This window comes from Chryseobacterium sp. LAM-KRS1 (genome assembly GCF_013184525.1).
Taxonomy (GTDB): Bacteria; Bacteroidota; Bacteroidia; order Flavobacteriales; family Weeksellaceae; genus Chryseobacterium; species Chryseobacterium proteolyticum.
In genome coordinates this window covers 672,186-696,177 of record NZ_JAAOIZ010000001.1, presented here as the reverse complement: position 1 = coordinate 696,177, position 23,992 = coordinate 672,186, and the positions used below count along the sequence as shown (strand labels likewise).

Sequence of the window (23,992 nt, the reverse complement as noted above, 5' to 3'; positions counted from 1 at the left end):
CATTCTCTATGCAAAATATTCCCATCCATCAATTACAGGAAAAAACTGATCATAGTTTTTTAATTTCACGATTTGGCCCTGAGCAGATCAGTCGGAAGCATTCCAGAGATCTTGGGGCACACCGTGACGATCATTATATATTTTTTATGATGCTGAAAGGCTCCGGATCCACAATTGTAGACTTTGAAAATAAAATTATCCGTGAAAAACAGCTGTACTACATTTTACCGGAACAGGTTCATTACCGGATTCAGTCGAGAAAAGCCGAAGGATGGTATATCGCTGTAGATCCTTCATTGGTGGACCTATCATGCCGGAATACTTTTGAAAGCTGGCTGGGCTTTCAGGAACCTATTGATCTTCGTCCGGAAGATGCGGAAGATATGGATCAGCTATTGAGTATTTTACATAGAAAAACAGATCATTCTTCCGGGGATAAACTCAATTTAAACATAGCTTACTCATTACTGCGTTCCTTTTTTGAAATGGCAGCAGATGTTGTTCGTATCCGGGAGAATTCTGATGCCAATTCAAGAACCACTGAACTGTCCTTTCAATTCAAAAATCTTCTTAACAAAAATATCAGGAAATATAAAAGTCCTTCAGATTACGCAAAAATGCTCCATATTTCAGAGTCATACCTGAATGAATGCCTGAAAAAATATACGGGTTCCCCTGTTTCATTCTGGATCAGGTACAATATAATTCTTGAAGCTAAACGGCTTTTATACTTCAGTGACCTCAATGTAAAACAGATTGCAAATGACCTGGGCTTCGAAGATCATTCCTATTTCTCACGCTTTTTCTCTAAAGAAACGGGAATGACAGCCCTTAATTTCCGTAAAAAATTCAGAGATTAATTTTTCTACTGACATACTCTTGTCACAACCTGAGCTTACTTTTGTTCCAGGATATTATTAAATTCAACAAACATGAAATTAACATCATTAAGAATTATCACAAAGGACATTAAGCAATCCGTGCAGTTTTATGAGAATGCAATGGGACTGACAGCTCAATGGTATACAGAAGATTTTGCAGAGCTCTCTACAAGTTCTATCACTTTAGCTATAGGAAGCACACGCACCATGACGCTCTTCAGTGAAAACCTCACAGCATCTACCGGAAGCAAAAGCAGCATAATAGAATTTATTGTCGACAATGTAGACGATGAATATGAGAGAATTAAAGGAATTACAAGCGAAATTGTCCAGGAGCCCACCACCATGCCGTGGGGTAACCGGTCACTTTTATTCTGTGATCCTGACGGAAATCTGATCAATTTTTTCACACCTGTTTCTCCGGAAGCAATTAAAAAGTTCAGCTAAAAATTTATATTGAATCATCATATCCTTCATTTTCTAACTAACAGCAAACTCCTGCTTCTTCGAAGCAGGAGTTTTTTATTGATCCGATGTGTAAATTCAGTACGGCTTACTTAATCAGCCACATGGTCTCATTAATATTATCACCAGCCGGATACTGCTTGGTGATGGCATTGTTAAGATTGGTATTGTTATTATTGATTTCCGAAGAAGGATACATCCATCTTTTAGGAATCTTGCCGTTGTTCAGAATTCCGGGACCATCAGTATTGAAGTGAGGAAAACCTGTTCTTCTCTGATCATAGAATATTTGCCATCCCGTATTAAAAAACAAGGCCGTATGCTTCTGATCCATGATCTGTTCGATCTCTTTTCCAGGCTGCAGATTAATGGTTGGCTGAGCCAGATAAGCTGCTACATCTGTAGGACTTATTTTATAGAAAGTCATGGATGCATTAATGGCATTCAGGTAGTATGTATTTGCGTTTGCATTGATCCAGCCTCTTACGGCCGCTTCGGCCAAAACAAATTGGAGTTCAGCATATCCCATTAATAAAGAAGGCTCATTGATCGGATCATTAAAATATCTCGGATTAATTCTTGATGCCAGACCATTGGATGCTTTGGTAGAATTCTGCCCCAGATCCCCACTTCCATATAATCCGTCATAAAAGCTAAACGGATCTGAAGGACTTGTCCCAACTGTACTTGTTTTCTTTTCAGCCATTTTAAATAACCTTGGATCTTTGGAAGTCCTGAGTTTATCTACAAAACTTTGCTCCATATAATAGGCCGTCTGCAGATCATTACTATTAAAAAACGGATACCGGTTATTTACAAGATTATAAAACGGTAATGCACCACTGTCATTGCTGGATTCCATCACAGGATTTTGGGCCGGATTATTGATAATATTGGCAAAAGTCTGTTTTACATTCAGATCCGGATCATCTGCTTTTTTAGAAAGATCCATCAAGATCCTTAATCTGTAGGAATTGATCAGTTTTCTCCACTTAAGTAAATCTCCATTATAGATTATGTCCCCACGGATTGGAGTATTCAGATTGGAAAGCTCGGTATTGGCTAATGCCAGCTCATTAAGGACGTTTCTATAAATGCTTTTCTGGTCATCATATTTCGGATAAAAATTAGCCGTGTTTATCGCCTCACTATAAGGAATATCACCAAATGTCTCGGTTAAGGAGATAAAATAATAGGATTTAAAGAAGCGAGCCAGTGCAATATATTCCTTTCCTCCTTTTTTATTGGCTTCCTCCACCATCTTTTCCACCTGCTTGATGTTGTCATAAACACCAAATGATCCTCTTTGCCAGTTGTAATACTGCTGCGCATTAACTCCGTTGATATAGGTAAGTTGTCTAGATGCAAGAGCTGCTTCCGCCTTAATCGTACTGAATGCATTCACTTCGATTCCCGGAAGGATGTTTTCCGCATCTACACTTTTAGGGCGGTTGGGATCATCATGGAAATCATCTACCCTGCTGCAGCCCGTAAGTCCTATTAAAGCAGTCAGCAACACTATATATATTTTAGCTACTTTCATTTCTATCGTATTTTTATCATTAGAATTTTACATTGAGATTAACTCCAAAACTTCTTGTTGCAGGAGTCTGAAGCTGGTCGACACCAGAATCGGGATCTACATTTTTAATCTTTGAAGCCAGCCAAAGGTTTCTACCGATTAACGAAACACTCGCTGATGATACTCCTAATTTTTCGGCAAAAGATTTTTCAAAATTATAAGTAACCGTGATCTCTCTCAATTTGATAAAGGTTTGCTTATAATAATGGTAATTGCTTTCAAAAGCATTGCTGGTACTCTGCATATAAGCATTGTAGTTTACAGCAACATCATTGGGAACAAAAACGCGGGTATCAGATTTTATATTACCATTCTGGTCATATGTTATAGAACCGCTTACCACTCTTACACCCGGTGCTATATAAGTATTGTTTCCGGCATTGGCATCATCCCTATACTGATTAACTGTTCCCGGGGCAATCCCTCCCCACCACATTTTCTGATTGGTAGTGGAATACATGGTTCCTCCAAGTCGGCCATCAAATAATAAGGAAAGTGAGAAGTTCTTGTAGCTGAAATTATTGGATAAACCATAAGTCCAGTCCGGATCAGAATATCCCATATTGCTTTCAAAGGGTGCTGTGGAATTCACAGGATATCCGTTTTGAAGGACCAATTGCCCTTCCGGTGAAGTTTCATAAGGCATGGCAGTCAGTTTATCAGCTCTCTCTCCTACCCGGATGAAATTGTTCCTTCCGTTGGCAGCGTTATAGATTGTTGTATAATCTTTACCGCCATAAGCTTCTTTTAAATACTTCCGGTAGTGGCTCAAATTCAGCTGTGTACTCCATCTGAAATCCGATTTCTTAATGACATCCGCATTCAGGGTAAATTCCACTCCTTTTCTTTGAAATACATTTCCGTTGGTTAGGTACGTTTTATATCCTACTCCCTCAGACAGAGGAATACTCGCCAGATTATTATAATCCCGGGTTTGGTAATAAGCAACGTCTAAATTAATTCTGTTTTTTAGAAATGAAATGTTCGTTCCTACCTCCCATGAGTTCGATGTTTCCGGCTTTATATTACTGTCGATCAACACGTCCCCGAAAACAAATGTTGATTGTCCGTTCCAGCTGATATCACTTTTTTCAAATGCAGAGATATAACCATACGTATCGTTGGCCAGCTTACCATTGGAAACCTGGGCCAATGATCCGCGAAGTTTGGCAAAACTGATCCAATCCGGAAGCGTTACCAGTTGGTTAAGTAATACTGATCCGGAAACAGACGGATAGAAATACCCGTTATTTCCTTTCGGAAGTGTGGATACTTTGTCATATCGGGCAGTCATATTCAGGAAAAATGCTTTGTAAATTTCCATATCTACGTACCCGTATACGCTGTTGATCTGTTCAAATTCTTTCCGGTTTCCTGCTTTTGGAGCAAATAGCGGTCCTATACTGTTAAAAAGATTATACCATCCCGGGCTTACCAATCCATCAGTACGGATCTCACTATTTTTCTGTTCCCTGTAGAAATTAGACACGTATCCTTCACCGGTTAATGAGAAGTTTTCTGAAAAGCGGTTCTGGTATTTAAGTCCCAGTTCTGAAGTAATATCAAAATAATTTCCGTTAATCTGCGTATAGTTTCCTAATGACTTATTTCCATACCCTATATAGCTTTTAGGCTCTCTATATTCGCGGTTCAGGGCATACACATTTGTCCCCACTCGGGCTTTAGCTGATAATTTGGGAATGATCTGGTATTCCAGGTTTACATTTCCCATTACATTATCCTTATAGTAAGGCCTCAGGTATTCATACGCCTGAAAATAAGGATTGTTGTAGTAAGAAACATTGTAATGCCTTTGCTGGTATCCTTCTTTTCCGGCTACCCAGTAATTTCTCAGGTCTCTTACATCTACATCGGCACCGGTCCATAATACGAGATTATAAAGATAGTTCGTAGGTCCGTATCCTACTTCAGGGAAGTTGGAGGTATATTCTTTATTATAGGTTAAAGTAGAATTAATCGTAAGCTTTTCAATAGGATTTACGGATCCTGCCAGACTGATTGACGTAGTTTTCAGATCGGTATTCGGAACGATTCCCTTCTGATAAATATTAGAAAGGGAAAGTCTGAAAGTTGCTTTTTCACTTCCCCAGTCCACACTCAGGTTATTGGACTGGATAACGCCGGTATCAAAGAAATTTTTAATATTATTCTTTCCACGGGAAATCCATGGTAAGGGTATCGGTTTTCCGGTTGCAGGATCAATCGGACTATTGTATTGCGGAGTTTCATAATATCCACTGGGTGTTGTAGGATCTTTCTGGTCTAGCTTAGGACCCCAGATCCATCCGCCACCTTCACTTCCGGAACCACTTCCGTCTATATAGGCATATTTCCCGTTATTTCCTCCCCCGTATGTTGTCTGCACTTTAGGAATACGGATAAAAGAAGTCTGAAACATGGTGGAATTATTAAATGAAATACTCATTCTTCCTTTCTTACCTTTTTTAGTGGTAATCATGATTGCTCCGTCCTTTCCCACTGATCCGTACAAAGCAGAAGCTGTAGGTCCTTTCAATACACTGATATTATCGATATCATCCGCATTGATCCTCCACAAATCAGAAGTCCTGTCTGGAACACCGTCAATAACAATAAGCGGCTTGGCACCCCTCAGGCTGATTCCCGGATCCTGAAAAAGATCCGTACTGTTCTTAACATTCAATCCGGCTACCCTTCCGGAAAGGGAATTGATGAAATTCGGTTCTTTTGCTTTTTCAAACACATCGCCTTTCACCTCCTGTACTGCATACCCTAACGTTTTCTTGTCTTTCTTGATCCCAAGCGCTGTAATAACAACCTCGTCGATTTTTTTCTCATGGGTCTTTATGGTATCGGCGCCATCTATTTTCTGTACGTTCTGGCCATAGACTTCCAGGCCTGTGACTAAGCCCAGGCCGATTAAAAGATGTAATTTCATAAGTAGATTCCTTATTTATTTTGTTGAGTGATCCACGTATTCAGAAAGCCTTCTTTGGTTTTCAGAACAATCTTGTAGATATCGGAATGATCGAGTTTTTGTTTTGAGATAAACTTACCGCTGCTCAGATCTGCCTGTCCCAACAACTGGTAATAGTCTTTACCACCGGTTTTGAAATTATTGGTAGTGGTTGCATAAACCTCCGCAGATTCCTTCGTGGGAGTTATCACTTTCCATGTTACTTCCAATGTTCTGTCGGTTAACAAAGAGGCATTCAGCTGGCTTACTGCTCTGTTTTTAAGCAAATCGATTCCGTCCATTTCCTGTTGAACATTCTCAGGTATTTTGATACTGAGAAAGTCAGTCATCGTAGGAAGAATATCTGTAATGGCAACACGATTATTTTTGGCATATGCGTTAATATTGGGTTTATTGATTGCAATCCAGGTATCCCGTTCTCTATCACTTTGCTCGCCATGCCCTTTTCCGTTACTGGCAGATCTTCCATGATCCGTTGTAACGATGAATAACCAATCCTCTCCATGCTTTGCCTCACGCTCTTTTACGGCATCATATATTTTTCCGATCAGCCTGTCTTCGAAGGAGATTGCCTTATACAAAATATCTCCATCTCCGTGGCGATGTCCCATATCATCAGAAAATTCCAGGTATACCCAAGACAAATCAGGGGCATTTTCTTTAATATAGCTTGCTGCTTTTCCTGCCACCAGGCTATCGATCTTACGGATATATCCGCTTTGTTTATCGTGTGGAAATTTCAAGGTATCCTTTTCCAACCCATCATAAGAAAAATCCATTTTTATTTTTCCTGTGGCCGCCAGGCCTTCACCGATCAGTTTCGTGCGGTTGTCTTCCCAGGTTGAAAATACAGCTGTCTTTTTGCCGGGATACTGATCTTTAAAAAGCCTGAAAATGGTTGGATAGCTATAATTAGGATCTTTAATATCGTTATCAAAAACATGATGCTTATTCACCCAGGTTCCTGTCAGCAAACTATTGTATCCTACTGCTGAAATCGTGGGCGTTTCACTGTACCCTCCTTTTTCTCCTCCTACATACGCTTTCAGGAGTGCACCGTCTTTTTTAATCTTTTTAAGATTGGGGATTTCAGACTTGTCCAGCATATCTTCAGCGATACCATCTACGATAATAAAAACTACTTTTTTTTGCGGCGAATGTTTCTGTGCGTGCCCGGTAATACCGGTGAAAGAAAGAAGAATAAAAAGAGAAGTTTTGAAAAGGTTCATGCTACATTTTTTATTGGGGCAAAATTCCATAAAAAACAGAGAGTATCTTTTAACAAACCATTAACAAGTTTAAATAATATATTAACTTTCATTAAAATCTTACTCCTGTTTATAGAAGATAGAGAACACTTGTCAACTTTTCACAAAAACATTATTTAATAAAAACTTCAATTTAAATTCATGAAATTTTCTAAAATAGGATTTAAGATAAAATAATTTATACTAAACCTCTAAACACATGATTATGAATGGTTTTTAAACGGAATATTTTTTTTTACTTGTTATAATGAAGGTAAAATTATTCTTAGTTTAAAAATAATCGTTGTTTCAGTTATTCAGGGATTTGGAACTATTATCTCTTTACTTATTTATCGTTTTCTAATAAAAAGTAGATAAAATCATTTTTTACTTTCCACCCATCTTTTCCATTGCAGTCTTTATTTTCATTAACATTTCAATGGCATTTGGATTTTTAGGATTCAGGGAAAGTGATTTTCCGTAATTGATAATAGCCAAATTATAATCTTTCGCCACAAAGCAGGCTTCTCCAAGGCTATCGAATAGATTTGCATCTTCCGGATACATTTCAGTTGCAAAAGTAAAAATCTTTATTGCACCATCCACCTGTTTTTTATCCCGCATCCATTCATAGCCGATATAGTTACTGAGCCAAGCTAGTCCTGATGTTGATCTGTATTGTTCAATTTCTGTTTTTGATTTTCCTGCTGTTCCTTTTGCCCAGAGATCTTTTAAGTATCCTGCCGGATCGTTCGGATCATTGTATCTTTTGTAAAAAGCCACTCCTTCAGATGAAGCAGGGAAAAGTTCAGCCATCATGTATGAATGAATTCCTTTTTTCAGTTCTTCTTTAAGATTGATCATTACGGAATGTTCATAATCGTGGTGAAAAAACAATTGGATCGTTCCTTTGCTGAGATCATACACATTGGTATATTGGGTATCTTTCACATGCATTTTATCCATAACAGAAGAACAAAAAAGAGAAGTCCCATTGGGATGGTTGGTTTTCAGGAAATTTACTCCATTCATATAATAATCCAACTTCTTCTTGTCTTCTTCTACTGTATTTTTGGTAGGATTAAAATTCGACTGGATATAATATTCCTGTTTTCCAAGGGTCAATGCACCCCCTTCCACAAGAAGGTATTCACCCGTTTTATCAACAAACATCATAACGCTTGATGTCAAGAAGCTCATATCAATGGTTGACAGATAATCTTTTACCTGATGAACGTTATCATAACTGCTCATCACATACTGAACGATCTCGGTAACAGGTTTTTCAATTTTCCCCGGCTGTTTGGCAACAGGCAGTTCCGGAGTAGCAAAACCATCAAAAACCAATCCCGCTTCATTCATTGCGCCTTGTGGAAATCGGTTGATAAAACCTACATAAGCCACTCCGTATGCATTCTGCATTTTAGGTTCAAACCATATCTCGGAATTCGGACTTACCCAATCTTCGTTGTTGCCAACGATCGTCCTTCCTTTGTGCGTCATTTTAAACATACTGCAACAGTATGCCGTATGGCTCAGAATAAGTAATAGAAGCGTTAATAATTTGATTTTCATGGATTAGTATTTTGTGACCATCAAATTTAATTAAAAAATACTTTATAAAACATCTTGTTAACTCACTTTATGTAGACACTAGCAAGATACGTAGTGATAAGGGGAAAATTTCCATTTATCACTCCAAACTTTGCCGGAACAAATTTTTATATCTTTGATAATTAAATTAAAAATTTACAGATGAAGTTAACGTTTAAACTTGCTTCTCAGCTGGATTGTGATTTATTAACGAAAACAGCTAAGACAGCCAAACAACATTGGGGATATTCAGATGAATTAATCGAGAGATGGCATGATGATTTGGCTGTTACTCCCGGCAGCTTTATTGATAGAAAAATATATAAATGCTATTCTGCTGATCAATTTATAGGGTTTTATATTCTAAAGGACAAAGGAATATTTACAGAATTAAACGGATTATGGATACTTCCTGAGTTCCATGGGAATGGTTTTGGAAGGGAAATTATGGATCATGCAAAATCAGAAGCGCTTCAATTAGGATATAGCTATATGGAGCTGTATGCTGATCCATATGCAGATGGTTTTTATCAAAAGATTGGTGGTAAAATAGTTGGAAAAATTGATACGCTGATTAAAGACAGATATTTAAATACATATCGCTTCGAATTAGAATAACATTAGAAAACAATAGAGAAGGAAGGAATATATAGTTGTATAGATTTCAGCTTAAAGACACAGACTTTGCACAGGCTAATAATATCTTTATAGTAGATTTTAATTCTCATCAAAGTGAGCAAATTAGATTTGGTGACTAAAATAGGTATTATGATGCCTGGACGACACAAAAAGAATTTCCTTCAGGATCAAGCAATACGACATAGTCAGCATTCGGTTCATAATTCCAATCTTCAACTGGACTAGCGCCAATGTTAAGCAAACGTTTTACCTCTTCCTCCTGATTCTCTGTTATTAAATCAATATGATGCCTTTTTGGTTCGTCGGAACTGGTTAGTTTCAACGACAATTGCATACCTATACCATCCTTGGGTACTAAAATTGCAAAATCAACATCGGGATCTCGTTTCAGTTCATAATTTAATGCCTTACACCAAAATGTGATGGCTCGATCAAGATCCTTTACGCCCCAAACAATTGAAAGTATTTTTAAGCCCATTAGTCTGCATTTTTTTATTAAACTATTGCCTTTTTCAGGTCACAATACCATACAAAATTAGATTTTTTATTTAAGATCTCCCGTCTTATCGTAATTTCAAGGTTGCTTGCATCAGTTGATCACTTCAGCAACCACCTCACTCCCCTTCTGCAACAAATCCTTCCTATACTTCATCCCCCACTCACCCATCGTATCAATAATCGTATGGAGACTTTCTCCAAAACAGGTCAGTTCATAATCTACGGAAACGGGCATGGTATTATTCTGGGTTCTTTTGATCAGGTTATTCATTTCCAGTTCTTTTAATTCCTTGGAAAGGGTTTTTGACGCGATGCCTTCTACCTGTCTTTTCAGATCCATAAACCGCATTTTTCCTATATAGTACAAATGGCTTATGATGAGCGTTTTCCATTTCCCATCTAGCAGATACATCGTATCACGTACGCCACGGATGTGGTTTTGGCATTTTATTGAGATCTCAATTTTATCTTTTTTCATACCCAGAAAATTAGACTTTAAAATTACGGAATTATTTGTATTAAAAGTCACCTGGTTACTTTTTTGTAACTGGTTACCAATGGGTAACAGGTGTGTTTTGGAAACCAAAACGCCCTAACTTTGTTCCATCAAAATGAGATAAAAACCTCAACAATTTTTAATAAAAAACACTCAACATTATGTCGTTACAAGAAACATTACAATGGAGATTTGCCACAAAAAGCTATAATGGTAAAACAGTAGAAAATGAAAAGGTCGACCAGATCCTGGAAGCGATCCGGATGTCGCCTTCAAGTTCCGGTCTACAGCCTTTTAAGGTTTTGGTGATCACCAATCAGGAATTAAAAGAAAAGTTATATCCCGTATCATGGGAACAAAAACAGATTCTTCAGGCTTCTCACTTGCTGGTTTTTGCAGCATGGGATGAGTACACTCCGGAAAGAGTAAACACCTTTTTCGAATTTAGTAATAAAGAACGCAACCTGCCTTCCAGTGCCACCGATGACTACCGTTTAAAGCTTCTCGGCATTCTGGAAAAAAGAAGTAAAGACCAGCATTTTGTGGGTGCTGCCCATCAGGCTTACCTCGCATTAGGATTTGGCCTTCTTGCCGCAGCCGATCTGAAAGTAGATGCCACTCCTCTGGAAGGATTCGACAGTGAAGCCTATGATGAGATTCTTAATCTTCGTGAACAGGGATTAAAAAGTACGGTTCTCCTGGCACTTGGATACAGAGATACAGAAAATGACTGGCTGGTGAACCTGAAAAAAGTAAGGAGATCCAATGAGGAGTTATTTATTGAGATTCATTAATAAGTGGATTTGGTTAATCGCAAAGACGCAAAGATTTTTTAATATGCTGCTGTTTTTAAGGCGCAAGAAAATCAAAGATTTTCGGCAAAGAGGATATAACGTTTACCTAGAATTTTATGGAACGAAATTCTTTTGGCTTCAATAATCATATTTACTAAGCTATACCCTATATACACTAATACTCAATATTGTCATTCCGTAGGAATCTCAGCACACCCTTATAAAAACTAGGGTTTAGATTCTTACGGAATGACATAAATGGGTAGAATACAATTGAATTGTAATTAGTAATGATATAAAATACTGGGTTTCTCGCACTTTAACAACATACAGATGGTAAAATAATTGTGCCTTCGCGTTTAACAAAAACTCCATTAATTTTATTACGACAAAAAAAGCAACTTCTCGATACGATTTTTTCAAAATCTACTCGAAGTGACGTTGCCTTTTTCCTTATATTCTACAAATAGTAGCCTCCCATCAAATCGAGTGTTTTTCTAAATACAGGATGTAATCCTGCGAACGTAGTTCAGGAGAAAAATGTATCGAGATCAGTTGTAAATATGTTGATAAAATGGTATAGTCTGGTTAATCGCCAAGACACTAGAAAATAACATATTTTCGGTAAGCAGAATACAAATTAATTTCAAAATTTATTGTAAGTTAGCATCATTACAGGTAGATCTATGAAAAACATTTTCCAAATTTTTATTTTCATATTTTTTATGCAATCTTGTCATCCACAAGAATTAAAAATTGACTACGAAACAATAGAAATTGATATTCCTGGAAGTCCTGGCCCCTGGTTAAAACATAATTCAAAGTATTATTGCTATTTTCAGACTGATAATGATAAATTCAGTTCTGGTTCGAATCACAACTTTTATATTTTAGATGAGGAAGGAAAAGTTAATTCTAAAATAAGTGTTCCTGAAAAGCTCCAAACCTATTATTATGATTTATATATAAAAAATGATTCCATCTTTACCACAGAATATTATAATCACCATACTTTTTATCTTGATGAAAAAAATAAAAAATGGATTGAAACTAAAAAAGGAATTGATCTGGTATATGAAGATAAAGAATATACAGTATATACTCGCGACTTCGGAGAATGGGGTGGAATAACTTGGTTCAAAGATAATTTAACTCATAAACAATATGAAATAGCAGCAACAAATCCCGTGATCAACAAATTTGATAATGCTTATTATTTAACGACAAGTAAATTCATCCTTAAAATATCAGATCCTAAAAAATTAGAAATAAGTAAAGAAGCTTACGATTACAAAAAAGCAGTATTAGCAGAACGTTATTTCAGAGAAGGGAGCAACTCAATGAAAGGAGGTGAAATGATATATATTGATACTACTGATGTTAAATCTAAATATTCGATAGCAACCTCTTTTATAGCAAACAATAAATTTTATCATTTATTTAACGATGGTATTTCAACAAAAATCGGAATAGTGGAGAATAAAAAGTTAACACCAATTCTTGATCTTAAATCTGATCTACGTCCCTTCAAATGGTATTACGATACAAGAAACCCAATACAAAACAATCAATATCAAACTATTCAGTTTTCTATTAAGGGTAAAAATAATTTTGGGATTATTGAAATTAACAAAAATCACATCAATGTAACTTCATTCAAAAATTCTTATAAGGAACCTATTATGGGTGAAGACCAGACAAAGGAGTGGGTTCAAACAAATTTCGATTACTTCTATTCTAATTTAAATACTTTATCTTTAAATCAAATTGATGATATTGAGCAAAAGGAAAATGCAACAGACCTAACCCAAAGTCACAAAATCTCTAATTATATACTTGATGGAAAAGATATAGAAACTCCTAGAATTTATCGAAAAAAAGAAAGCCCATTTATTCATCTGATAACGATGTATTATTATACAACGAGAGAAAAATCAATTGAGCTGATAGAATTCCAATGGGGTATTAAATCACATTTTGACAGTGTAGAAGAATCTCAAACTACTCCTAATATTGATACACAAAAATTATATAAATCAAAATTTGACTGGCTCTTTGCTTTTCTAATGCAAAAACTAGGAAAGCCTATTCTAAACAATCAGGATAAAGAAAATGCTACTGTGAAATGGAAAAATGGTAATAAATCTGTTGAATTATCCCTTAGTAAGTACATTTTTGAATTAAGACTATATAAAAGCTAAGAGCCTACCAACATGGTAAGCTCTTAACCATAAAAACAAAAACTACTCACTCAAAAACGCCACAGCCTTCGCCACAAACGCATCATGATTCTGAAAGAAAGACGCATGTCCTGAATCCGGGAAAATCACGAGTTCCGCATGCTCCAAATTTTGTTTCATATTCTGTGCATTCTGAACCGATACGGGAAGGTCATTTTCCCCGTGAACGATAAGCACCTTATTTTTGATCATTTTTATTTCTTCAAGAGCGTTGGCATCAGGTTGCGCCCAACTCAGAACAGCCGTAAACTGAGCATTGGAAGTCGCATCGCTTAATGCAGGATCCCGATCCGTTGTACGAAGCTGAATCCTCTCATAAGATAGCTTTCCTGCCGCAATACTCGCTGCAGATTGGGTAAATCCAAATTTCAGGAAAGATTCTTCAGGACTTAATCCTGCAGTTCCGGCAATGATATTCGGCAAATTGGATAATCCGATTGCACCTTTAGGTCCGGTACCTGTTAAAATAACTTTATTGATGAGTGCAGGTTGCGTTAAAACCACTCTTTGTGCCACAAATCCTCCCATCGAAAAGCCCATAATATTTACTTTCGTCAGGTTGAGCGCCTTGATAAAAGCAATGGCATCATCGGCCATCCCCTGCACGGTATTAGGGGTTGTTCCCTGGGAAGAAGCCACGCCCTGGTTATCGAATATAATGATCTTATATTTCTGAGCCAGCCCGTCTGTGACTGCCGGATCCCAGTCGTCCATGGAGCCTCCCAATCCCGGTAATAATACCAACGGTATCCCTCCTTCTTTTCCCCAGGTACGATAAGCGATGTCATTCCCCTTTACTTTTATAAATTTTGTTTTGGCGTTGCGATGGTTCACCATCTGGACTTCCTGGGTGATGATCTCACTTTCTTCGCTGCATGACACAGTTGCCACTGAAAATAGCGTTACACATAAAATACTTGCTGCTGAAATGGTTCTGAATGCTTTCATTGTTGTTTATTTTTGTATGATTATGGTGCAAACATAAAGCGCACAAAAAGGCGGAACACTTACAAAGTACGCCAAACGGACAATTTCAGGGGTTAATCAGACATTTACCTCACTTAAAAAAGCTTCTTCCCTACCGTTTATTTCCATGAAATGCCTTTCTGCCGATTTTCCGCAATCTGGCTAAGTGATCCCTCAATCAGGCTACATGAAACTTATGCTATAAGCTGAACTTTGCGACATCAACTTTAAATAAGAATACAATGAAATCAAGAAAATTGAGAACTCTCGAAGTATCGAGTATCGGTTATGGCAGTATGGGACTCAGCCAGGGGTACGGATCAGTACCAGAACGGAAAGAATCCATAGAGTTACTTCACAATACCTATGATCTGGGTTGTACTTTTTTTGACACTGCAGAAGCCTACGCCATGGGAGCTAATGAAGAATTACTGGGTGAAGCTTTAGCCGGTTTCAGGAATGAGGTGAGCATTGCCTCCAAATTCTGGATTCAGGATAGCATAGAAAATTATTCCGCAGAAAAACTAATGGGAGTGATCCGAAATAAAATAGAAGGCTCATTAAAAAGATTGAAAACAGACCACATCGAACTTTATTATCAGCACCGTGTAAACAAAGATATTCCTGTAGAAGATATAGCCTGGTGTATGGGTGAGCTGATCAGGGAAGGAAAAATACTGGGCTGGGGCCAATCACAAGCCACGGAAGAAGAGATCAGGAAAGCACATGCCGTAACACCCATTACCGCAATTCAAAGTGAATACTCTATTATGGCCCGGCAGTTTGAAAAAAATGTGATCCCGACCTGCGGAGAATTGGGAATCGGTTTTGTAGCCTTCTCGCCTCTGGCTAACGGATTTCTATCCGGTCAGGTAAACGCAGATACATCATTTACCGGAATTGATGCCCGTAGAGTAATCACCCGATTTCAGAAAGATAACATTCTCGCAAATCAGCCTCTACTGGATCTCTTGCATGGGTTTGCCACCATGAAAGAAGCAACTCCCGCGCAGATCTCCCTGGCGTGGATGCTCCATAAAAATGATTTTATCGTACCGATTCCGGGTTCAAGAAATTTAAAAAGGATCCGCGAGAATATAGAATCTTCTGATATTGTCCTTACTGAAGATGAATTTAAGCAGATAGAAACAGCACTGGCTACCATTCAGGTTCATGGCGACAGAAAAGATGAAGATCTGGCAAAACTAAGAACATTAAAAGATTAAACTGATAATAGAAGAGTCGGTTCTTTAAGGCAATTTATTTGTAAATTGTAAAAGAATTTCTGATCAGATACAATTATTTAAAATGGATAAAAACATTCCACAAAAATTTGAATCTTTATACGACTTGCATAAGGTGTTCGGGCTTCCCAAGCCCGTACATCCTTTGGTAAGTTTTATCAATATCAGAGACATCCGAATCAATCCGGATGAACTTTCCCCAACCATGATGTTAAATTTTTATAAGATCGCCTGCAAAACAGATCTATGCAGCCACGCACGGTACGGGCAAAACTATTATGATTTCCGCGAAGGTGGACTGGTATTCACGGCTCCCAACCAGATCTTTGAAAGCCCGGATGACCAAACGAATTCCGGCTTTATCCTGCTTTTTCATCCCGATTTTATATTGTCTTATCCTCTGGTAAAAAAAATAAAGGAATATGGCTTCTTTTCCTACGCTGCCAACGAAGCTTTACTTCTCTCGGAAAAAGAAAAGGAAACCATTTTATCGGTTTTTAAAATCATTGAGGAAGAACTCAATAACCGGATCGATGATTTCAGTCAGGATGTAATGATTGCACAAATAGAGCTTCTGCTAAGCTACAGCAACCGGTTTTATAAACGACAGTTTATTACCCGAAAAGCAGTGAACCACAGTATACTTGAAAAATTTGAAGAAGTTCTTGATCAATCCTTCAATAATTCAAGCCTATTGGAACATGGAATTCCCACAGTTCATTCCCTAGCAGAAAAACTGAGTATTTCCCCCAGTTACCTGAGCGATCTTTTACGGTCGCTAACCGGACAGAATACCCAACAATATATTCATCAGAAACTCAGCAATCTTGCAAAGGAAAAACTGTCAACCACCCAATTATCAATCAGTGAAATTGCTTATGAGCTTGGATTCGAGCATCCACAGTCTTTCAGTAAATTTTTTAAAAAAATGACGAAGACAACTCCGATTGGGTTTAGAGAATCGTTTAATTAAATATTTTTTTTAGAAATGCTCATAAATCGGGATAGGATAAACCTATTTTTCTTTGTGAGAAACAAAGCCTCCTTTTTATTATATTCTTTTGTCTTGAAACAAAAGAAACAAAAATTCAAGACTGGATACTTTCGCTAAAAATGTATTCTGTTCTCTAAAAATTCTAAAACTTGCGCGAATTCAGGATGAGTTATTCGAATCGGTATTGTTGTCGCGCTTCGGACAATAGAATTTTCTTTACGTTCACAGAATACATTTTCTTTACGCTACAGTTTCCTAGGTCAGTTTATAATTGTTGTCAATTTTTAATTTTTTGACATTTTAATATGCGTGATCAGTATGATCTGAGAATGAGGAATCGATAGTCCCTTGGAGAAACAAAGCCACCTTTTTATTATATTCTTTTGTCTTGAAACAAAAGAAACAAAAATTCAAGACTGGAATCTTCGCTAAAAATGAATTCTGTTCTCTAAAAATTCTAAAACTTGCGCGAATTCAAGATAAGTTATTCGATTCGGTATTGTTGTCGCGCTTCGGACAGTAGAATTTTCTTTACGTTCACAGAAATCATTTTCTTTACGCTACAGCTTCCGAGGTCGGTTAGGAATTGACTTCAAAGTTGAAATATAGGTCTTTTTAAATCTGCTTAATCTACTAGAAATAAACATACTGTCATTGTGTAAATCACCCAAAAGTGTTATTGCCCTGGTTTTGGTTTTAGGATAAATTTACTATTAACTAACAACCAAAAACTTACAATTATGAAAGCATTTATCTTTGCAACACTTCTTTTATTTTCCGTAGTGGTACACGCACAAAAAACAGCACCTCTTGACAATGTACTCAAACAAGTTACAGAAGCCCTACATGAAGTAGAAACGATGAAAAATTTTAAGCAGCCTAAAAATGTAGCAGTTACTTTCGAAAGCGAAACATCAGGAGAAACAAGTACTGGCCTGAAGATTTTAATCTTCAGTATTGGACGATCCTGGAATAAAGCACAAAGTACAGAAATTTCTTACCAATTTAATTTGGTTCCAAAGGAATCCCTTATCCAGACTGGAACATTTAAAACAGCTCTCGCAAATGCAATAAGAAAGGCTTATGATGAAATGTCAAAGGTTACTGTAAAAGATATAGTTTCCAAAGGCTTTACTATCAAGATCAGTTTCGTCATAGAAACCTCTACCACTGGCGGTGTGGAAGCTGAGTACAGCCTGATTCCTTTAACTGCTTCACTGGGAAGAAGCTGGAAGAAAAAAGCAGTACATACAGTAGAACTCGAATTTTAACGTTAATCAATATCTGAGTCGTATAACAGTCTTCAGGAAATACCTGAAGACTGTTTTTTCTTTTTATTTTAAACTAAATCAATTTTCCGGCTACAACAAAGTGTGTTTTGGCTACGTAGAGAAATCCTGTTCTTTCCAACTTTGTAGTGTTAAAAACAAACAGTAAATGAAAGTATTTGTAACAGGAGCTACAGGATTTATAGGCTCTGCAACAGTAAAAGAATTACAATCCGGCGGACATCAGGTTATAGGATTAGCCCGTTCTGAGGAATCCGCGGAAAAACTAAGGAAGTCCGGTGTAGAAGTATATTACGGAGATCTCAGTCAACCGGAGACATTGATAGAAGCAGTTGAAAAAGCTGATGCAGTAATTCATCTTGGGTTTATCCATGATTTCAGCAAATTTAAAGAAATGTGTATCCTGGACGGAAAGGTCATTGAAACGATCGGCTCTGTACTGGAAGGAACACAAAAGCCATTTGTTATTACTTCAGGAATCGGTGTGCTTAAAAAACAAGGTATGATTACGGAAAAAGATATGCCGGAAGGTAATAGCATTCCAAGGATTATTACAGAACATGCAGCAGACAAAGTAGCTGCTAAAGGAGTTCAGGTAGCCGTTGTCCGTCTTCCCCCTGTGGTGCATGACCTGGGAGATAAAATTGGCTTTATTCCTTCGTTGATTGGGATAGCAAAAGCAAAAGGTTTTTCTGCATACATTGACAACGGTACGAATTTCTGGCCTGCAGTACACCGTAAAGATGCGGCCAAACTCTTCCGACTGGCCGTAGAAAACCATTCTGTTAACGGAATACGCTACCACGGAGTTGCAGAAGAAGGCATCGAATTTAAAAAGATCGCCGAAACGATAGGTACAAAACTGGGTATACCAGCACGTTCCATTTCAGCAGGTGAGGTAGCAGATCACTTTACCTGGTTTGCCCATTTTGCAGAATTTAATGTCCTTGCTTCAAGCGCTGCAACACGGGAAATATTAAATTGGGAGCCAAATGAAATCGATTTGCTATCGGATTTACACGGAGAAATTTATTTTCCTGCCCAATAAATTGTAAATTTACTATACCACATCAGGGAAGAGTATGTGAAAGCTATTTACATATTCTTCTCTTTTTATACCTAAAAGATTATGTCGGCAAAAGAACCCATAAGGATCAAAACGATTTCACAGTTTCATGCTTTGCGTGGCTTACCAAAGCCTAAACATCCGCTGATCAGCATCATTGATTTTAGAGATATGCAAAAACCCGATAAAGGAAGTGAAAGCCTGGTATTTGATTTTTACTCCCTTTCAGTAAAAAGAAATATGAACCATAAATACAAATATGGACAGCAAGACTATGATTTTGATGAAGGCATATTATTTTTTATGGCTCCGAACCAGGTACTCCGGATTGAAATGGACAACCAGCCACGTCCCGCTGAAGGCTGGATGCTGATGATCCACCCTGATTTTTTATGGAATAAACCCCTGGCTAAAACTATAACCCAATATGAATTTTTCGATTATTCCCTGCATGAAGCCCTTTTTCTTTCTGAAGATGAAGAGCAGATCCTTCAGCTTCTGATAGATAATATCCGAAAGGAATACAATACTAATACAGATAAGTTCAGCAGTGATATCATGGTTTCATTACTGGAAACGCTTTTTAATTATTCAAACCGATTTTACCAGCGCCAATTCATTACCCGTGATAAGGCACATCATGAAATCCTTGAACGGTTAGAAATCCTACTCAACCAATATTTCAACAGTGAAATGATCATAAATAATGGCATCCCAAGTGTTCATTATATTTCCGGAGAGCTCGGTATTTCTACAGGATATCTGAGAACATTACTCCAAAACCTTACCGGACAAAGCACCCAACAGTTCATTCATCAGAAGCTGACCGAAAAAGCAAAGGAAAAACTCAGCACAACAGGCAGCACCGTAAGTGAGATTGCTTATGAATTAGGATTTGAGCACCCACAGTCTTTCAGCAAATTCTTTAAGAAAATGACGAATACCACTCCGCTTGGATTTAGGGAACTTTTTAACTAACCATTATACCTTGCCAAGGTTAAGCTCTGCTATTTATTATCAGACCCATTTATAAACAATCCAATAATCCATTATTCTATCTGAAAAATCATACGGTGTTCCCAACCTTCATCGCTTTCAAAGCTTCCATTGCTTTTTCTGCATCATCTTTTGCAACAAAAATATGATCATGAAAATAAGCTGCCACCACATTGCAGCTAATGCCTTCGTGCTTCAGTGCGTTGGCGAATGCAGCCGTAAGCCCTACAGCTTCAAGTGAGGAATGAATACTCAAAGTGATCCATGAAGAAACGTAACTGTATTCCAAATTCCATTTTTTAGCTACCGTCTTTTCCAGAACAACGGTTATGGCTTCTTTTTCACGAAAGAAAAATACAAGTTTTTCTATATCCGGAATCTCATGTAAGTGACCTACTTTGCAAAAAACATATTCCCCTGAATTCAGCACCGGTTCCATATGTTGCAGCAATATTTTTAAATCTGTTTCTCCTGACATCTTTTTTTGTACAAAACTACAGGTTAAGCCTTAGGATTTATTTATCAATTGATAAAAAATGCTCCGTGATAGTTATTTAATGGAACTATGAACCACAATAAAGAAAAATACTCATTGAATTAAACCGTGAAATAGGAACGGCAAAATGAACGCCCCTGGAATTCAGGGGAGTTAATTAAAAACTTTTATTTTATTGTTTTTAAAATCTTAATTGCATTTTCATTCTCTGGATTGATTTTCAGTACTTTCCGGTAATTTTCCAAAGCTTTATCTTTTTGTCCTGCTTCAAGGTAGGCTTCCCCAAGACTGTCATAAGTATTCGCACTTTGAGGATACAATTGGGTATTGACACGGAAAAAATCTATCGCATTGGTATATTTCTTTTCGCGAAGTAAGGTATAACCGAGACCGTTAATATAGTCTTCGGAAAGCATTTCATTATCAGCATCTTCTTTTTTTGCTTTTTTATAAGCTTCCAGACCTTTTTCAAAATGTCCTTCAAGAATCAATTCCAATGGTCCTTTCTCATCTTTCGCCCATTGTGGGTTTTCTGAACGGATGGTTTTATTCAGGAGTGTTTCCACCAATTCACGTTTTTCTGTCTTTGGGTTAGTCCTAAAACTTATTTTAAAATTCCAGTTTCTTAGCGCATAGTTATTTTCCCCGATTTTAAGAAGTTCAATCGGTGTTTTCATATTCACCTTCATCATCAGTTTTCCCTTTTCCTGATATACCCTGTAAACACCATACTTACTGAATTTATATCGACCGGTATTGCTGAAGTCCTCTTGTTTTAAAGGTAAAATTTTAAGAATAGGAGCCATAAATTCCGGCCACTGATATTCAGTTGCCACAGAACGTATGACCTCATTGATAAACTGAGGTTTGTTGGTATTGGTTAATACTACAATTCCATCCCCACTTGTTTTACTCGCCGTAAAGAGGCTGGAAAAACCTTCATTCCAGCCACCGTGGGAGAAATATACCTGATTGCCATAGGTCTCCAGCACAACACCTAATCCCTCAAAAGTTTCAATGTAAGGAGTGGTAAATGTTTCCGCCATCTTTTTGGAAATAATGGTATTACTTTTACCATTCAACGTATTCTGGATATCGACCACAAAACGGGCATAGTCTTCTGCTGTGGACCATAAACCGGCGGCGGCCTGTTCAGGATAGATATGATATCTGCCCTGGACTTTAGTTCCGTTTTCTAAATATGCCGTTGCGGCAATTACGGATTGAGATTCTGGCAAAGGCTGAGTGAAGCTGCTGTTCTTCATTCCGAGAGGCATCAGGATTTTTTCCTTCATCAAAGTTGCAAAATCCTTTCCTTCAATATCTGTAAGTATTTCCTGCAACACAGTATATCCACCGCCAGAGTAACGAAAAGATTTTCCGGGAAGCTTATCCACCTTCACAGCATCAGTATTGGCAGGCTTTTCTCCGTTCAACACCTGAATCACTGTAGGGAGAGGTTTTCCTGCCTCGTATCCGGGGAATCCATGTACGGTGAAACCGGCTGTGTGGCTAAGAATATTCCTAAGCGTTACCGGCTTCTGTTTTGTCCACTCATTCTCAGGAATTTTCCAGGATTTCAGATATCTGTTCACATCAGCATCGGCATCTATTTTTCCTTCTTCTACCTCCTTTAATGCAGCATAAGCCGTTACAGGTTTACTCATAGAAGCAACCTGAAATAAGGTAGCGGTGGTAGCTGGAGTTTTATTTTCCACATCTGCGAGTCCATATGCTTTGGTCCATATCACCTGGTAATTTCTGATTACTGCTATACTGACGGCTGGAATATTATAAAACTTCATTCGGTCTTCCAGTTTCCATGCAGATTCTCCCTCAAATCTCACGGCAGGTAATAAACCTGATTCTATCCGGGCAATTTCATTTTTCAGCTGAGCATCTGTCTGTGCAGATAAAGAACTGGAAATCAGCCCCAGAAATAATACGATATAAAAACGAGTTCCGGTTTTCATAATTTTTAATTAATAGCCTAAAAATAAGTAAGTATTACGAATATCAGCGGAATTAATTTTATAAGATGCCTATTATTATACTCAAGGCAGTCAAATTCATCCCATAGATTGCTGATACACTTCCTGTAGTGTTTTATTTTCCTATCTCTTCTGAAAAAAATCTAATGAAAAGAAGGGCTCCTCATTTCTTTTTTGCCTTTTGAACCACTTTATTATAAGCAAGACAGAGGTCTATATAGTATTGAAAATCTTTGTTTTTGTGATATCCTTCTTTACTCACAAAAATATACCCTTTTGCTACCCTTTTCCCATGAATCATCGGGCGGCAATACTCTTTTTCCAGCTCCAGCTCTGCTTGTTGAGGATCGATCCTGCATAAGATCTCCTCATTACGAACTCCGATGCATAGTTTATCATCTACCATAAAGCTTAATCCCTGGAACATTTTTTTCTCAATCACATTATTCTCATGCATCAATGTTTCTCTTATCCGGTTTACCAGTTGTTCGTTGTACATGATTATTTTTTTTAATTCTTGCAGGTATACTCTTTAATGAATCACCATTTTTCAGGCATCGATTTCCATGTGTGCTCGATATTGGTCATCAGCAAAGCATTATCAAACGCTATAGAGCCTTTTGGGAAAAGTGTTTCATCTTCATAAAAAGTTGATTTCAAATCCATCACTTCAAGAGGTCTTATTTCCCATGTATAGGTATTCAACTGAAGTCCTTCCAGCTTATCTTTATGAGGCGAATACCCGAGGCATCCCTCCTGAAAAAAGTCTGAAGCCTTCTGCAATGTTTCAAATATGGAATGATTATCAAATACTTCAATTTCCTTAGCATCAATTGAAGTAACCAGCTGATCGGAGCTTCTAAAATCAACATGGTAATGCTTGTTATTTTCCTTTACATTAAATTTTGCATAATAATGTTTACCCGGAAATACACGTCCGCCTATAAGCGTATTGATCTTCGATGAAGTATCTCTTCTCGGAATATAAACCCCGGTCCTAACCTCTCCGCCTTCGTCCCATTCAACAGCAATTCTATGTGCTCCGTTCTCGGAATCGATCCCCATAAAATCCGGCAACCCCAACGCTTTAATATTTTTAAGCCTGATCAGGCAAATACCTACTATTGCTTTATTTTTATAAAGCTTTGGTCTGAATGGAAAAGGGAGAATCTTTTCTACCGCGTCAGGATCAGCAGTAAAATTGATCAAAATCCTTCGATCTATATATCCATGTATTTCTGGTAATTTCATTTTTATATGTTAAGATGCGGCCATCCCCTGTCTTAGAGACAAATGTAATTCATTTTTTGGTCAACCTGATAAAGTATTTCAATATGTTTTACACAGAAAAGATGTTAATTTCGTTCTATTTTTATTTGCTGTTTTTTTATGAGATTTGCTGCTATAATTGCTTTCAGTATTATGAAAAAATTAATTTTAATCTGCACCTTATCTTTTGTCTTTATCCAAATAATAAATCCTCAACAAATCATATCCCGAAATTCAAATTCCGATCGTGAACTGTATGCTCAGAATAT

The 23,992-nt window shown here is 37.4% G+C and carries 21 protein-coding genes; 10 read left to right on the top strand and 11 right to left on the bottom strand.

What is annotated here, in order from left to right; translation table 11 throughout:
- The first annotated feature begins 8 nt into the window (after positions 1-8).
- Both G9C87_RS03145 and G9C87_RS03140 read left to right on the top strand, forming a co-directional pair.
- Positions 9-860, top strand: a complete 852-nt coding sequence (locus tag G9C87_RS03145) for a helix-turn-helix domain-containing protein (RefSeq protein ID WP_172278014.1) — start codon at positions 9-11, stop codon at positions 858-860.
- Positions 861-932: 72 nt separating this feature from the next.
- On the top strand, positions 933-1,328 hold the full coding sequence (locus tag G9C87_RS03140; protein ID WP_172278012.1) for a VOC family protein: 396 nt from the start codon (positions 933-935) through the stop codon (positions 1,326-1,328).
- 106 nt (positions 1,329-1,434) lie between these two features.
- On the opposite strand, the gene G9C87_RS03135 is transcribed toward G9C87_RS03140, so the two are convergent.
- The 4 genes from G9C87_RS03135 to G9C87_RS03120 all read right to left on the bottom strand — a co-directional run bounded on the left by G9C87_RS03135 (position 1,435) and on the right by G9C87_RS03120 (position 8,727).
- On the bottom strand, positions 1,435-2,889 hold the full coding sequence (locus G9C87_RS03135; protein WP_172278010.1) for a SusD/RagB family nutrient-binding outer membrane lipoprotein: 1,455 nt from the start codon (positions 2,887-2,889) through the stop codon (positions 1,435-1,437).
- Positions 2,890-2,908: 19 nt separating this feature from the next.
- The gene (locus tag G9C87_RS03130) at positions 2,909-5,866 is read right to left on the bottom strand and encodes a SusC/RagA family TonB-linked outer membrane protein (RefSeq protein WP_172278008.1); all 2,958 of its coding nucleotides are present in this window, start codon (positions 5,864-5,866) and stop codon (positions 2,909-2,911) included.
- 11 nt (positions 5,867-5,877) lie between these two features.
- A complete protein-coding gene (locus G9C87_RS03125; RefSeq protein ID WP_172278006.1) occupies positions 5,878-7,134 on the bottom strand; it encodes an alkaline phosphatase family protein in 1,257 nt (418 codons plus the stop codon).
- Positions 7,135-7,539: 405 nt separating this feature from the next.
- Positions 7,540-8,727, bottom strand: a complete 1,188-nt coding sequence (locus tag G9C87_RS03120) for a hypothetical protein (RefSeq protein WP_172278004.1) — start codon at positions 8,725-8,727, stop codon at positions 7,540-7,542.
- A 180-nt stretch (positions 8,728-8,907) separates the two neighbouring features.
- Here G9C87_RS03120 and G9C87_RS03115 point away from each other — a divergent pair, with 180 nt between their 5' ends.
- On the top strand, positions 8,908-9,363 hold the full coding sequence (locus G9C87_RS03115; RefSeq protein ID WP_172278002.1) for a GNAT family N-acetyltransferase: 456 nt from the start codon (positions 8,908-8,910) through the stop codon (positions 9,361-9,363).
- A gap of 148 nt (positions 9,364-9,511) precedes the next feature.
- Here the strand turns inward: G9C87_RS03115 and G9C87_RS03110 are convergent, their stop codons facing one another.
- Both G9C87_RS03110 and G9C87_RS03105 read right to left on the bottom strand, forming a co-directional pair.
- Positions 9,512-9,862 carry a VOC family protein gene (locus G9C87_RS03110; protein ID WP_172278000.1) on the bottom strand — a complete coding sequence of 117 codons (351 nt, stop codon included), beginning with the start codon at positions 9,860-9,862 and terminating at the stop codon, positions 9,512-9,514.
- A 111-nt stretch (positions 9,863-9,973) separates the two neighbouring features.
- Entirely contained in the window at positions 9,974-10,360 is a 387-nt protein-coding gene (locus G9C87_RS03105) for a winged helix-turn-helix transcriptional regulator (RefSeq protein WP_172277998.1), read from the bottom strand.
- 179 nt (positions 10,361-10,539) lie between these two features.
- Here G9C87_RS03105 and G9C87_RS03100 point away from each other — a divergent pair, with 179 nt between their 5' ends.
- Both G9C87_RS03100 and G9C87_RS03095 read left to right on the top strand, forming a co-directional pair.
- Complete coding sequence (locus G9C87_RS03100; protein ID WP_172277996.1) at positions 10,540-11,172, top strand: NAD(P)H-dependent oxidoreductase; 633 nt, start codon at positions 10,540-10,542, stop codon at positions 11,170-11,172.
- A gap of 686 nt (positions 11,173-11,858) precedes the next feature.
- Entirely contained in the window at positions 11,859-13,373 is a 1,515-nt protein-coding gene (locus G9C87_RS03095) for a hypothetical protein (protein ID WP_172277994.1), read from the top strand.
- 42 nt (positions 13,374-13,415) lie between these two features.
- Here G9C87_RS03095 and G9C87_RS03090 read toward each other — a convergent pair whose 3' ends face one another.
- Positions 13,416-14,360 carry an alpha/beta fold hydrolase gene (locus G9C87_RS03090; protein ID WP_172277992.1) on the bottom strand — a complete coding sequence of 315 codons (945 nt, stop codon included), beginning with the start codon at positions 14,358-14,360 and terminating at the stop codon, positions 13,416-13,418.
- Between the two features lie 260 nt (positions 14,361-14,620).
- Here G9C87_RS03090 and G9C87_RS03085 point away from each other — a divergent pair, with 260 nt between their 5' ends.
- From G9C87_RS03085 to G9C87_RS03065, 5 genes are all read left to right on the top strand, one after another.
- The gene (locus tag G9C87_RS03085; protein WP_172277990.1) at positions 14,621-15,604 is read left to right on the top strand and encodes an aldo/keto reductase; all 984 of its coding nucleotides are present in this window, start codon (positions 14,621-14,623) and stop codon (positions 15,602-15,604) included.
- Between the two features lie 82 nt (positions 15,605-15,686).
- Positions 15,687-16,595, top strand: a complete 909-nt coding sequence (locus tag G9C87_RS03080; RefSeq protein ID WP_172277988.1) for a helix-turn-helix domain-containing protein — start codon at positions 15,687-15,689, stop codon at positions 16,593-16,595.
- Between the two features lie 761 nt (positions 16,596-17,356).
- Positions 17,357-17,887 carry a hypothetical protein gene (locus G9C87_RS03075; RefSeq protein ID WP_172277986.1) on the top strand — a complete coding sequence of 177 codons (531 nt, stop codon included), beginning with the start codon at positions 17,357-17,359 and terminating at the stop codon, positions 17,885-17,887.
- A gap of 166 nt (positions 17,888-18,053) precedes the next feature.
- Entirely contained in the window at positions 18,054-18,953 is a 900-nt protein-coding gene (locus G9C87_RS03070; RefSeq protein ID WP_172277984.1) for an SDR family oxidoreductase, read from the top strand.
- 81 nt (positions 18,954-19,034) lie between these two features.
- Positions 19,035-19,949 (top strand): helix-turn-helix domain-containing protein, encoded by a 915-nt coding sequence (locus tag G9C87_RS03065; RefSeq protein ID WP_172277982.1) that lies wholly within the window; start codon positions 19,035-19,037, stop codon positions 19,947-19,949.
- 88 nt (positions 19,950-20,037) lie between these two features.
- On the opposite strand, the gene G9C87_RS03060 is transcribed toward G9C87_RS03065, so the two are convergent.
- The 4 genes from G9C87_RS03060 to G9C87_RS03045 all read right to left on the bottom strand — a co-directional run bounded on the left by G9C87_RS03060 (position 20,038) and on the right by G9C87_RS03045 (position 23,705).
- The gene (locus tag G9C87_RS03060) at positions 20,038-20,445 is read right to left on the bottom strand and encodes an ACT domain-containing protein (protein WP_172277980.1); all 408 of its coding nucleotides are present in this window, start codon (positions 20,443-20,445) and stop codon (positions 20,038-20,040) included.
- A 185-nt stretch (positions 20,446-20,630) separates the two neighbouring features.
- A complete protein-coding gene (locus tag G9C87_RS03055; RefSeq protein ID WP_172277978.1) occupies positions 20,631-22,436 on the bottom strand; it encodes a serine hydrolase in 1,806 nt (601 codons plus the stop codon).
- A gap of 181 nt (positions 22,437-22,617) precedes the next feature.
- Positions 22,618-22,953, bottom strand: coding sequence for a TfoX/Sxy family protein (locus tag G9C87_RS03050; protein ID WP_228456932.1), 336 nt, complete (start codon positions 22,951-22,953; stop codon positions 22,618-22,620).
- Between the two features lie 41 nt (positions 22,954-22,994).
- Positions 22,995-23,705 (bottom strand): DUF2071 domain-containing protein, encoded by a 711-nt coding sequence (locus G9C87_RS03045; RefSeq protein ID WP_172277976.1) that lies wholly within the window; start codon positions 23,703-23,705, stop codon positions 22,995-22,997.
- Positions 23,706-23,992: the final 287 nt, after the last annotated feature.